Annotated in this window: 13 protein-coding genes; 4 read left to right on the top strand and 9 right to left on the bottom strand. The window is 32.4% G+C overall.

What is annotated here, in order from left to right; genetic code table 11:
- Nucleotides 1-15: 15 nt before the first annotated feature.
- Nucleotides 16-2436, top strand: coding sequence for a beta-glucosidase (locus IEW40_RS08370; RefSeq protein WP_188617644.1), 2421 nt, complete (start codon nucleotides 16-18; stop codon nucleotides 2434-2436).
- 64 nt (nucleotides 2437-2500) lie between these two features.
- Here the strand turns inward: IEW40_RS08370 and IEW40_RS08365 are convergent, their stop codons facing one another.
- Complete coding sequence (locus IEW40_RS08365) at nucleotides 2501-3673, bottom strand: thioredoxin family protein (RefSeq protein ID WP_188617643.1); 1173 nt, start codon at nucleotides 3671-3673, stop codon at nucleotides 2501-2503.
- An 89-nt stretch (nucleotides 3674-3762) separates the two neighbouring features.
- A complete protein-coding gene (locus IEW40_RS08360) occupies nucleotides 3763-4647 on the bottom strand; it encodes a M23 family metallopeptidase (RefSeq protein ID WP_188617642.1) in 885 nt (294 codons plus the stop codon).
- 303 nt (nucleotides 4648-4950) lie between these two features.
- Between IEW40_RS08360 and IEW40_RS08355 the strand changes: the two genes are divergently transcribed.
- The 3 genes from IEW40_RS08355 to IEW40_RS08345 all read left to right on the top strand — a co-directional run bounded on the left by IEW40_RS08355 (nucleotide 4951) and on the right by IEW40_RS08345 (nucleotide 7173).
- Nucleotides 4951-5961, top strand: coding sequence for an NAD(P)H-dependent glycerol-3-phosphate dehydrogenase (locus tag IEW40_RS08355; protein ID WP_188617641.1), 1011 nt, complete (start codon nucleotides 4951-4953; stop codon nucleotides 5959-5961).
- Between the two features lie 152 nt (nucleotides 5962-6113).
- Nucleotides 6114-6503, top strand: coding sequence for a hypothetical protein (locus tag IEW40_RS08350; protein WP_188617640.1), 390 nt, complete (start codon nucleotides 6114-6116; stop codon nucleotides 6501-6503).
- A 1-nt stretch (nucleotide 6504) separates the two neighbouring features.
- Nucleotides 6505-7173, top strand: a complete 669-nt coding sequence (locus IEW40_RS08345; RefSeq protein ID WP_188617639.1) for a DUF1684 domain-containing protein — start codon at nucleotides 6505-6507, stop codon at nucleotides 7171-7173.
- 84 nt (nucleotides 7174-7257) lie between these two features.
- Here the strand turns inward: IEW40_RS08345 and IEW40_RS08340 are convergent, their stop codons facing one another.
- The 7 genes from IEW40_RS08340 to IEW40_RS08310 form a co-directional block, all read right to left on the bottom strand.
- Nucleotides 7258-8331 carry a serine hydrolase domain-containing protein gene (locus tag IEW40_RS08340; protein ID WP_188617638.1) on the bottom strand — a complete coding sequence of 358 codons (1074 nt, stop codon included), beginning with the start codon at nucleotides 8329-8331 and terminating at the stop codon, nucleotides 7258-7260.
- A gap of 271 nt (nucleotides 8332-8602) precedes the next feature.
- Nucleotides 8603-9016 (bottom strand): hypothetical protein, encoded by a 414-nt coding sequence (locus IEW40_RS08335; protein WP_188617637.1) that lies wholly within the window; start codon nucleotides 9014-9016, stop codon nucleotides 8603-8605.
- A 100-nt stretch (nucleotides 9017-9116) separates the two neighbouring features.
- Nucleotides 9117-9506 (bottom strand): hypothetical protein, encoded by a 390-nt coding sequence (locus IEW40_RS08330; RefSeq protein ID WP_188617636.1) that lies wholly within the window; start codon nucleotides 9504-9506, stop codon nucleotides 9117-9119.
- 129 nt (nucleotides 9507-9635) lie between these two features.
- On the bottom strand, nucleotides 9636-10193 hold the full coding sequence (locus IEW40_RS08325; protein WP_188617635.1) for a hypothetical protein: 558 nt from the start codon (nucleotides 10191-10193) through the stop codon (nucleotides 9636-9638).
- A gap of 21 nt (nucleotides 10194-10214) precedes the next feature.
- On the bottom strand, nucleotides 10215-10364 hold the full coding sequence (locus IEW40_RS08320; protein ID WP_188617634.1) for a hypothetical protein: 150 nt from the start codon (nucleotides 10362-10364) through the stop codon (nucleotides 10215-10217).
- Nucleotides 10365-10441: 77 nt separating this feature from the next.
- On the bottom strand, nucleotides 10442-11791 hold the full coding sequence (gene mtaB / locus IEW40_RS08315) for a tRNA (N(6)-L-threonylcarbamoyladenosine(37)-C(2))-methylthiotransferase MtaB (protein ID WP_188617633.1): 1350 nt from the start codon (nucleotides 11789-11791) through the stop codon (nucleotides 10442-10444).
- Nucleotides 11792-12144: 353 nt separating this feature from the next.
- Entirely contained in the window at nucleotides 12145-12720 is a 576-nt protein-coding gene (locus IEW40_RS08310; protein ID WP_188617632.1) for a cysteine dioxygenase, read from the bottom strand.
- Nucleotides 12721-12837 lie beyond the last annotated feature (117 nt).

Below are 12837 nucleotides of genomic sequence, written 5' to 3'. Positions count from 1 at the left end.
TTTAATCAAATTCTTATGAAAAATTCTAAAATATTTGCGCTGTTATTGGCTTCATTGTTAAGTTCGTCTATCAACGCTCAAAATACCATCACCAATAATGGGAAACCCTTTACTGATACAAATAAAAACGGAAAATTAGATATTTGGGAAGACACCAGATTGTCTGTTGACAAAAGAATTGATGCCATTATCAAACAAATGACTAATGAAGAAAAAGCATCGCTTCTCATCGGAATCGGAATGCCTGGTTTTACAGAAAATTTTCAAACGGTAGGAAATTCTGTAAAAAATAAAGTTCCCGGTGCAGCTGGAGGAACGTTTGCTCTAGAAAGATTTGGGATTCCTTCTGTAATTGTTGCAGACGGACCAGCTGGACTTAGAATTAATGCAACCAGAGAAAACGATTCTAAAACCTATTACGCAACCGCATTTCCTGTAGGAACTTCTCTTGCTTCTACTTGGAATACAGATTTGATAAAACAAGTGGGAAAAGCAATGGGAAATGAAGTAAAAGAATATGGTGTAGATGTACTTTTGGCTCCTGCTCTCAACATTCATAGAAATCCATTGTGTGGAAGAAATTTTGAATATTATTCAGAAGATCCTTTAATTTCTGGAAAAATTGCTGCTGCTTATGTGAACGGAATTCAAGAAAATGGCGTAGGAACTTCTATCAAACATTTCGCGGCTAACAATCAAGAAACCAATAGATTAACCATTGATGAACAAATTTCTGAACGAGCTATGAGAGAAATTTATCTCAAAAATTTTGAAATTGCGGTGAAAGAATCTCAACCTTGGACGGTGATGTCTTCTTACAATAAAATCAATGGCGTATATACTTCGGCGAGTAAAGATTTATTGACGACAATTTTACGTGATGAATGGGGCTACAAAGGTTTGGTAATGACAGATTGGTTCGGTGGTTTTGAAGGATTTGAAGCAATTATGAAAAAACAAAGCAGCGATGTAGTAGCACAGATGAACGCAGGAAATGATTTGTTGATGCCTGGACTTTCCATTCAGAAAAAAGAATTAGTAGATGCTTTAAATTCAGGGAAATTATCTCAAGAAGTAGCCAATAAAAATGTGAAAAGAATTCTTGAACTAGCGTTTAAATCACCAGTTTTTACAGATTATAAATATTCAAATCAACCAAATTTAACTCAAAATTCTCAAGTTGCCAGAAATGCTGCTTCAGAAGGAATGGTTTTGTTAAAAAATGAAAAAAATGCATTGCCTTTTTCTTCAAAAAATGAGTTGGTTTCAGTTTTTGGAGTTACTTCTTACGATTTTATTACAGGTGGAACTGGTAGCGGAAGTGTAAACAATAAACACACGGTTTCACTTCTAGAAGGTTTGAATAATGCAGGTTTTAAAATAGACCAAGAATTGGCTAATTTATACGTTCCTTTTGCCGAAAAAGAAGCTTTAGCCGAAAAAGAAAGACGTAAATCTCAAGGAATTTTGGCTTTGCCACAACGTTTGCCAGAAATGGAAATGATGGAGGGTTTTATCAATAAACAAGCAGAAAATTCTGCGATTGCGTTTTTAACTTTAGGCAGAAATTCTGGTGAAGGTGGAGATAGAGTCGTAGAGAATGATTTCAATCTCGGGAAAGATGAAATTGCTTTAATTGATAAAGTTTCTAAAGCTTTTCACGAAAAAGGCAAAAAAGTAGTAGTCATTCTAAATATTGGTGGTGTAATAGAAACTGCTTCTTGGAAGGACAAAGTAGATGCTATTCTTTTGGCGTGGCAACCCGGACAAGAAGGTGGAAATTCCGTTGCAGATGTTTTGGCAGGAAAAGTAAATCCTTCTGGAAAATTAACGATGACTTTCCCAATGAAATATGAAGATACTCCTTCCGCTAAAAATTGGCTCGGAACTCCTGCTGAAAATCCAAAAGAGGTGACTTATGAAGAAGGAATTTATGTAGGCTATCGTTATTTCAATACATTTAAAGTTAAATCTTCTTATGAATTTGGTTTTGGGAAATCTTACACAGATTTTTCATATTCTGATTTGAAATTGAGCAGTGCAACTTTTAAAAATAATTTGAAAGTAACCGTTAAAATCACCAATACTGGAAAAGTTTCAGGAAAAGAAATTGTAGAATTGTACCTTTCTGCACCTCAAAAATTGGTAGATAAACCGAATGCAGAATTGAAAGCTTTTGCCAAAACAAAAGAATTAAAACCTGGAGAAAGTCAAATTATTACAATGGAATTAAAGCCAGATGATTTGGCTTCATTCGTTACCGCGCAATCTTCTTGGATTGCCGAAGCTGGTACGTATAAAATTGCTATTGGTGCATCATCTTTAGATGAAAAGCAAAATGCAGAATTTCAATTGAATCAAGATATCATTGTAAAAAAAGTAGAACCTGTTTTTAAAGCAAAAAAAAAGTTTTCAGATTTAAAATCTAAAAAATGATTTTAAGTCTTTGTGTTTTGTGTTTAAAAAGGCTGTCTCAGATTATTGAGGCAGCCTTTTTGTTTTATTTTAAGCTATCCAGAAGTTTTTGAGTTTCAGAAGCATCTTCGCCATTTTTTTTGGCAATTTCAATTGCTTTTTCCGCCCATGCTTTCGCATTGGTTTTGTCTCCTAATTTATTATAAAGATTGGCTAGAGTGTCTGTATTGGCAGAATTTTCAGATTTTTTTACAGATTCTAATGCCCATTGTAAAGCAGTTTCTAGAGAAGATTTATTACTTACATTTTCAAAGAAATTCCAAGCTGCTGAGTTTAATTCATTAGAATCAAAACTAGTATAATCTTGATAAGTTTGAAGCATTAATTTTTCGTAAGTAGCCATGTCTTTTTCTTTTAAAGCTTTGCCTGCTTTAACTTTGTTTAGGTAATTGATAGCCTCATTTTTGGTGAGCAAATCTTTAGTGCCTTCTACAAATTTGTTTTCGTCAAAAGTTTTAGAATCTTCATTGTAAACCTTTTTCATTACAGTGTTTATTTTCAGGCTTTTATCGGTTTGTTCGTAGCTTTTTTCTGGCATGAATTTTAGAATGTCTGCTTTCTTATCTTTAAATATTTTGTAGGCAGCTCCTTCGGTGTTTTTGAGTAGCATAAAAAGCATTTGCATATCATTTGCATCTAAGGGTTGGGCAGATTTTGCACTCATATATCTTTCAAAAACTTTACCAGCATAATCGGTATCTGTAAATGCAGTAAGCATTATAAGGTTTTTTAAGAATTCAGGGTCTTTTTCGCCTTGTTCAAATTTCTGTTTTAGGGCATCTACTCTTTTAGCAGGGTCACTGGCGTCTTTTGCAAATTGTATAAACTCTTTTTCAGGTACGTATCCTACAGTTCTATGTACCAATTTACCATCACCATCTATGAAAAGATAGGTTGGGAAGACTTTCACGTCATACTTTTTAGCAATATCAATGCCTTCGCCTTTCTCCATGTCTATTTTAGCATTTACAAAATTAGCATTATAATGTTCGCCAACAGATTTTAGCGTAAAGACATTTTTTGCCATTAATTTGCAAGGGCCACACCATGTGGTATAAGCATCTAGAAAGATGAGTTTATTCTCTTTTTTGGCCTTTGCTAAAATGGTTTTGAAATCACTATCCTCGAATTTTATTCCGTCTTGTGCAAAGATGACCAAATTCAATAAGATAAGAAATGCAGATAAGATTTTTTTCATTGGATTTAAATTTATAGATAAGTAATGGTTTGTATCTAATTTGTTACAAAACTAAAAAAGCAACCTTTATTTTGGTTGCTTTGTATATTTTATAGATTCAAAAATAATTTAGGATTGATAGGGGTGTTGTTTTTTCTAACTTCATAATGAAGATGTGGCCCTGTAGAACGACCTGTGTTGCCTACTTTCGCAATTACATCACCAATTTTTACTTGTTGGTTGGCATCTACCAAAATTTTAGAAAGATGACCATATAAGGTTGCTAATCCATTTCCGTGTTCTATAATCACACAGTTTCCGTAACCACTTTTTTGTCCGGCAAAGATTACTTTTCCTTGAGCTGCACAATATACATCTGTGCCCATAGGAGCAGCAATATCTACGCCTTTATGAAATTGAATTTGGTCTTTTTCAGCGGGAGTTTGAGTTCCTTCTAATTTTGCAGAATTTGCAGTGTTATTAATGATATTTCCTGCACTGTCTTTTTCTACTGAAGAAAAACCAATAGGCTTGGCAGAGGCTAATAAAATTCTTTTAGAAGGAATAGGATTTGTTCTTTTTCCAAAATTAGAAGAAATACGTCCGTTGGTAGGAATTCCTAGTGGAACTTGTTGTAATTTTTTTTCTAATTCTACTAGATAGTCAGAGTATCTGGAACTTTGATTAGAAAGGTAAACATAGCTAGATAGACTATCTTTGGCTAAAGCTTCTAAGTGTAAACTAGGGATATTTTTAGCTCTGAAAAAACCATTGAGGTTTCTTACTGTTTGGTCTATTTGGGCTAAATCATTTTTAAGATTAAAAAGATCTAAGCTGTCTTTTTGGGTGTTAATTTTCACTAGATTTACTTCATAGGTCTTATCATCTTTAGACGAGTATAGTTTAGCAATCGCAAAACTTTGTGCTAGAATGATAAAAAGAAGTGCACCAATAAAAAAATGAGTGTTTTTCTTTTTCTCAAAAAATTGCTTCATTTCTTTGATATTTTCAGTTTTCTATTTTTAGACGGCCAAATTTAAATAAAATATTTGAATGTCTTAGTTTTTGGTTTCTCCAAAACGATGAAATATGATAAAAATTATGCCATACTTGTGTTAAAAATATTATAAAAATGTTAAAAAATATGGATTATGATTGTAGATTTAAAACTCTGAAAATTACCTGCTAATAAGAGTTTTTATGGTTTTTTTGGAGTATATTTTTTCTTAAATTGATTTATTTATACATTGATATGTTCAATATTTGTATCTTTGTTTTTTGCAGTAAAAATTATAAAAATGTCAAAAACTAAAGGCAAATCTTTGCCAACTGTAGGAGTAGTAGGTAGCGGAAGTTTCGGGACGGCTATTGTAAAAATGCTCTTAGAAAATTCAAAAAAAGTGCACTGGTGTGTGAGAAATGAGTTTGTAAAAGGAGCTTTAGAATTGCGTGGTCATAATCCTAATTATCTTACTTCTGTAACTTTTGATGTTAAAAAACTGGCACTTACTACAGATATTAATCAATTGGTTTCCGCATGTGATGTAGTGGTTTTGGCTACACCATCTATTTATCTTTCTGATGCTATAGAGAAAATGACGGTAGACTATTCTAATAAAGTTTTTGTTTCAGCAATTAAGGGGATTGTTCCTAAACATAACGATGTGGTGGCACATTATCTGAGAGATGTTTTTAAAATAGGATTTAGAAGTCAGGCAGTCATTGCAGGGCCTTGTCACGCAGAAGAAGTGGCCATGGAACGCCTCTCTTATCTTACCATAGCCGCTGCCGAAAAAGAACATGTAGATGCTCTTAGAGTTTTGTTTTCTTCAGATTATATCAAAGTAAATTGTTCTAATGATATTTTAGGGAATGAATACAGTGCTATTCTTAAAAATATATATGCCATAGGTGCTGGTATTGCTAGTGGATTGGGATATGGAGACAATTTTCAGGCAGTTTTTGTGAGCAATGCCATCAGAGAAATGGAACTTTTTCTAGATGCCGTTTACCCTGAAACTAGAGACGTGAACGAAAGTTCTTATCTAGGAGACTTGTTGGTTACTGCCTATTCACTTTTTTCTAGAAATAGATATTTAGGAAACCTCATTGGCAAAGGGTATACCGTAAAATCTGCATTGCAATCTATGAATATGGTGGCAGAAGGCTACTACGCAACCCGTGGAATTTATGAAATTGCTTATGAGAATAAACTGAAAACCCCAATCATTAATGCTATTTTCAGTGTTTTGTATGAAGGCAAAGACGCCGAAAAGCAGTTTGAAAAGTTGACCGCTAAACTTAATTAAATGTAAATTAAAAATATAGATTGCGTACAAGATTTTTGTACGCAATTTTTGTTTCAAAATGAATATTGAATTAAAATGTTTTTTTTTGAAAGCATATTCTATTTTTTTTTTAACTTCAAACCTTTAAAAAATAAATCGGGAACTGAAAATCTATGTCAACCGTTACCAAACCCAAAATAGCCCCAGAAATTCTATCTCAAATTCAAGAAAAATTCGAGGAAGAAAGACAAGTGATAGTGCACTGCTGTTTTCAAAATAATTATATGGTGGGCAATTTGGTCAGAATTTGGCCTTCCACTTTTTTGGTAGACAAATTCACAGGGTATAGCAGTAAACTTATTTTTTGGGAAAATATAGCCGTTTTTCCTTATTGGACAGATATCCCGCCAGTGAAAGAATATTGCTTCACTCTTATTTTTTCTGCTTTACCCAAAGAATGTAAGGTCTTTGATTTTGTAGAAGAAGTAATCCAAGGAAAAGGTTTCTTGGTTACAGATATCATCCGAAACGAAACCGATGTTTATACCATAAAATTGACTTGAAATGATAAAGATAATCTTCATATTTTTCTTTTTTTCAGCATTTTCTTTTGCTCAAGATTTAAAAACTAAACCAGAAAAAAAACAATTTCCTGCTGAAGTGAAATCTCAAAATCTAAATGAAGTTTTAGAAATTAAGAAGTTCCAAAAAGAACTCAACGAAGAATATAAAAACGAAAAAGAATCTCCATTGAGAGGGGAAAACTTCAAAAAATTCAAAGCACACCCATTCTTTGCCATCAATTTAGATTTTTATGTAAAAGCCAAATTGGTGAAAACTGAAAATGCTGCGCCTTTTGAGCTCCCCACTTCTTCTGGTAAAACCAAGAAATATCAAGAATTTGGAAAAGTTTATTTCAAAATAAATGGCGCAGAACAAGTTCTCACTGTTTATCAAAGTTTAGATTTAGTCAAAAATCCAGCATACAAAAATTACCTTTTTTTGCCTTTCAAAGATGCTACTAGCGGAAAAGAGACCTACGGTGGTGGAAGATATTTAGACTTAAGAATTCCAGAAAAAGATGAAGTTATTATAGATTTTAACAAAGCTTACCATCCGTATTGCGCCTACAATGCTACAGATTACAATTGCCCAATTGTTCCCCAAGAAAATTGGTTGAAAATCCCAATAGAAGCAGGAGTGAAATACGAAGATATTTGGTTTGAGCATTGATAAAAGTAAAAAATACGAATTACAAGGTACAAAGTAGAAGGTACAAAGTGCAAATTATAACTCTAACTTTTAACTTCTATCACCCTACTTAACCAACGCATTAATTTTATCCCAAAGTGCTGCATCAAAACCTGACAATGCAAAATTAGGATTTTGTGGGTCTGAAGCATCTCCCATTCTTACTATCACCATATTTTTACTAGGGATTATATAAATTCTCTGGTCTTCTGCTCCCATTGCAGCATACATATCACTTGGTGCATTAGGAACCAGAGCGCCTTGGTAAACGGTTTGTCCTCCAGGAACCATATATTTAGATTTTCCGTTGAGCCACCAAAGATAACCATAAGAAGGATTAATGTTTTGAGAAGTATTAATCGCTTCGTTGACATAATTTTCATTGATGATTTGTTCGTTTTTCCATTTTCCTTTGTTCAGAAAAAGCAAGCCGAATCTCGCCATACTTCTGGTATTGCTGTGATAAATGGTAAAAATAGTTCCGAAATTCCAGAAACCATCCATCCCGATTTTATTTTTTAGTTTGGTGTTAAAATACGTTTCAAAATCTTGATTGCTAGCTTTACTCACTACTTGGGTCAAGAGCTGAAAAACATTGCTATAAGACCATCTGCTTCCTGCATCTGCTAAATAGGTGAGATTGGGTTTTATCACGAGGTTGCTCTCATCATTAAGACCAGAAGTCATCGTGAGTAAATGTCTTGGTGTGATGAGGTTTTCTTTTTCTAAGGGTTCGCTAGACCAGCTGTTTCCTAAATATTGAGAAACTTTTGTGTTGATATTGAGCAAACCTTCTTGCCCAGCAATTCCTGTGGTCGTAGAAACCAGTGTTTTTCCTGCGCTGTTCCATTGCCAAGTTGTTGTAGCATTGTGTCCGTTGAAATATTCTTCCATCACAATTCTACCGTTTACGAGAATCATAAAAGATTTAGAGTGTTTTTCTGCCAAGAAATCTTTAAGAGGTTGCACTGCACTTTGGTTCCAGCCGAGACTGGCAATAGATTTGGTTTCCCAATTGTTGTCTGTATTATTGGGGAAATACATTATTTCTGTGTGAGTTGGTGTAGGTTCATCATCACTACTGCTGCAACCAAAAAACGGGAGTAACACTAAAAGAGGTAGAAATTTTAAAATTTTCATAAGCGGGTTTTAGCTGTTTGATGGGATTTTTTAGGGAAGGTTAAATTTTAGAAACACAAATTTTCACATCTAGTTTGTCATTCCGCAGGAAACCTAACGAAGTGGTTCGACGAAGTCAATCTCTACACAAGAAAGAGATTATTTTTTGAATTAATATTCCGAAGTCGGAGACTTAAGAGAACGAAAAAGATTTTATTTTTAAATTAATACTATGAATTCGGAGGTTTTGGAGAGTGGGGATTATGTTATTTTACTATAATGTTTTCCCAATTTATTTTTTTAATATTTTTTTTTGATTATCCAGCATTTCTTGGGTCACCTTGACAAAAGTCCTTACGTTGCCTTCTAAATTTTTTAAATTATTATTCTCTTGTTCAATTTCTTCATATGAAATGTCAATATTTTGAGATAATCTTATATAATAATTTCCTGAACTGTTTTTTATTTTAAGTAATCTATATAATAAAATTTCATCAAAATAGCCACCTTTTTTAATTATAATTTCTGAAAGAGCTCTTGAACAAGGTACTATAGTTGTAATTCCATATTCTGAATTAATTATTAATGAGATAGATCCAGAATCTTCATTTTGAATTGCAATATCAAATTTCCCATAATTATTGAAGAAATCTTTTAGAGTCCCCAAGTCAATAAAATTATCTTGTGTTTTGAGTTCTAATCCCATTTCATTTTTATTATTGTTTTATATTGATAGTTATTAATTTCCCACTAAATTAAAAAATAAACTCCACACTACATTACGGAAAAACATAAAATGCTAAAAATCATAAATTTTCTTTTAACTTTTCTGTTCTATAATGTTTTATGGTTAAAAAGACCACAATTAAAAAAGGAATTGTAGAAAATAGAATTTTAAAATTAAAAGACATTACGCCAATTATAAACATAAATCCTAATAATAAACCTAAACAGAGAATTCCTGCATAAGTTAATAATTGAGATGGTGTTTTTTGAAATAGGGTAATAAAGATTAAAATCTGTCCTATTAATGGTAATAAAACAAAAGGATGCGCTACAGAATCAGGGGCTTTGAAAAGTTTTTCTAAAATTTCATACTCTCCCTGAAAAAGAAACATACTGTTTGTTTTTCCCCATTCTAAATATCCCAATAATGATGTGATAATAAGTAAGGAATTTAAAATTTTACTTTTCATAACTAGAAAGTTTGACTATTAAAATTAGTCAAAAAACAAAGATGATAAGTAAATTTTATGTTAAATTTTAAATCTTCGCCAAAAACGCCTCAAAAATAGGAGAGATAAATTTTAGAAATTATTAAAAAATCAATCGGTAATATCTGGAATTGTTTGATAAGTTCTTTCAAACATTTCTAAAATTCTTTTTTCCTTTTCATCAATGTCTTTTTCGGCATTATTAATCAATAAATAAGAACTGATGGTAGGATATTCTAAATGAGTAAAAGTAGAAGTTCCTATTCTGTCTTGTATAAAACGAGAGTAAATTCTAAATCTTTGGTTTTCTTCTAAATGCTCAGTTAATTTTTTAGGATTGCTGAAATCAATACTTCGTGCAGAAGATAGCGCAAAGCTACAATTGGGATGTTTTTCTAGTAAAATTGGGATTAAAGATGTGCAAGTTTCTAAAATATTAATTACCGATGAATAAGTATTTTTATTGATGATTTTATTGTATTTGTATTGGCTTCTTCTATCTTTTTTGGAATAGAATTTTACAGCAAAAACATTTTCGGTATGATATTCTGCTCTTATGATATAATGCAGATGAGTTTCTGCTAATGTAAATTTGTATATATACGTAAAAAGATGGTCTGAACCATCTTTACATATATCTTTTTGAATAAATTTAAGCGGATATAACATTGCTATACAATGATAGAATGTTTAAGAAATAACAACTCTTTTATTAGAAGAATTGCTAGAAACGGCAACTTTGTTTCCCTTTAAATTTTTAGCAGAAATTCTAACTGGAGCTACCGTTTTTAAAGGTTTCCAATTGAGTTTTTCTCCTTTTGATTGAACTTTTGTTATCATAATGAAATGGTTATTTGATACAAATTTAAAATAAAAAATGAAAAAATTATGCTTTTTTTGATTTTTTTGAAATTTCTTTACACTTTCGCCAAAAACTCCTCAAAAATAGGAGAGATAGAAACGGTTCCGTCTGGTTGAATTTTATCTAATTTTACCATCTCTATTTGGTTGATAGAACTCGCGTCAAAAGGTTTCTGTACACGAACATAATTTTCGGTAAAGCCAAACATTTTTCCATCTTTTTCTTCGTGTTCCCAAAGTACTGGTAAGGTTTTTCCTAGTTGTGTTTGGTAAAATGCCATTTTCTTTTTCTCGGAGAGAATTCTTAGCATTTTATTACGTTTTTTACGGTCAGCAATCGGTACTACACCTTCCATTTCTACGGCTTCGGTATTTTCTCTTTCAGAATACGTGAAAACGTGTAAATAACTGATTGGTAATTCGTTAATAAAATTGTAGGTTTCTAAAAATTTCTCTTCGGTTTCTCCGGGAAATCCTACGATTACATCTACACCAATGGCAGCATCGGGCATTACTTCTCTAATTTTAGAAACTCTGTCGCTGTATAGTTTGGTGAGGTATCTTCGCTTCATTTTTTTGAGCAAATCATCGCTTCCACTTTGCAACGGAATATGAAAATGCGGCACAAAACTCTTGCTTTCTGCTACCAAATCTATGGTTTCGTCTTTCAGTAAATTTGGTTCTATGGAAGAAATTCTAATTCTTTCAATTCCCTCTACGTTATTCAGCTCTTTCACTAAATCTAGGAAAGTATGTTCGTGTTTTTTATTGCCAAATTCGCCTTTTCCGTAATCGCCAATGTTTACTCCTGTCAAAACTATTTCTTTGATGTCTTTTTCGGCAATTTCTTTGGCGTTTTTTAGTACGTTTTCTACAGTGTCACTTCTAGAAATTCCTCTAGCCAAAGGAATGGTGCAATAGGTGCATTTATAATCACAACCGTCTTGCACTTTTAAGAAAGCTCTGGTTCTGTCGCCAATAGAATAACTTCCGATAAAGAAATCAGCTTCTTCTATTTCGCAAGAGTGAACTTCGGCGTGATGTTCCGTTTTTTCTAAATCTTCGAGATAACTCAGAATGTTGAATTTTTCTTTAGCTCCTAAAACCAAATCTACGCCTTCAATGGCAGAAATTTCTTCGGGTTTTAATTGGGCATAACAACCGACAATCACCACCAAACCATCTGGATTGGCTTTCATGGCGCGTTTTACGTGAAGTTTACATTCTTTGTCTGCGTTTTCGGTAACAGAACAAGTGTTGATAACGTAAACATTAGCAGCATCGTCAAAACTTACTTTTTGGTAACCAGCACCAGTTAATTGTCTGGCAATAGTAGAGGTTTCCGCAAAGTTAAGTTTGCAGCCAAGCGTGTGAAAAGCAACGGTTTTAGAAGTGAAATTTTCCATAATTATGAGAGTGCAAATTTACGGAAAATTTTTATTTACTTAAATGAAGCTCGAATACTTATGTTTTTAGTGGTTTTTCAGAAAGGATTTTGGAATTGTTAAATATCATTTTCTTGATTTTAAAATTCTACCTAAGTTAGGGTTTCATTCGAGTCAAGTTCGAATGTTGTTCGAAAGACCTTCGGAAAAAGTACCCTTTTTCCGAACATGATTCGAAGGTGATTCGAAGAAGACTCGAACAAAGGTGCTATTTTTGAATGATTCTTAGCGTGATTTCATAAAAAATCCACAAACTAAATAATCTGTGGATTTTTGGAAATGTTTAAATTTGGTTTATATGGGAATGTGTCTTTTTAAAGATTGATGACTTCTGAAAAAGCTTCTTCTGGAAGACTCCAACTGCATGAAGGTGCTTTGTCGTTTAAGATAGCCCATTTTTTGTTTTCTACATCGAAAATTCTTACTCCGCTGAGGTTGAGTTCAGAAGTTTTGTAAATGTGTAAACTTACAGAAAGTGAATTTTTATTGTTCACAATACTATGGATACCGCCTTTTTCTTCCTCGAAAATTAGACCTTCTATGGCTACGCCTGCACCTTCGTATTCAATAAAATCTTTGGTTTCTTTATAATAAACTTCAGTTAATTCACCTTTTAGGACTTTTATTTTACCTTCGTAATTCTTGTGGTCGTGTACCGCAGTTTGATTATTGATACCCCAAAGCATTAAAATCGCTACACAATTTTCATTGTTAAAAACAGGAAGTCTTTGGTAGGTTTTTTCAGGGATATCTTTTTGGTCTATTTTGAAAATTTCATTGTAGTCATGGTAGCTGAAGGAAAATAAATTTTCAGCAACTTCATCAAAACTTGAATTGCTATTTTTAAGATATTCTATGCTATTGGTTAAATTCATTGTTAATGTATCCATTTATTTTGAAAATTTTTGGTAAAATTATAAAAATATAAGATTATAAAAATACATTTCGGTGTGATATATGTCATAGCAAATATGAAGAATTTACATTTGTTTTTAAGAATTTTTATA

The organism is Cloacibacterium rupense (genome assembly GCF_014645495.1).
In the GTDB taxonomy this organism is placed as follows: Bacteria; Bacteroidota; Bacteroidia; order Flavobacteriales; family Weeksellaceae; genus Cloacibacterium; species Cloacibacterium rupense.
Note: the sequence above shows the minus strand (reverse complement) of the source record. Positions and strands in the feature narration are given on the sequence as shown.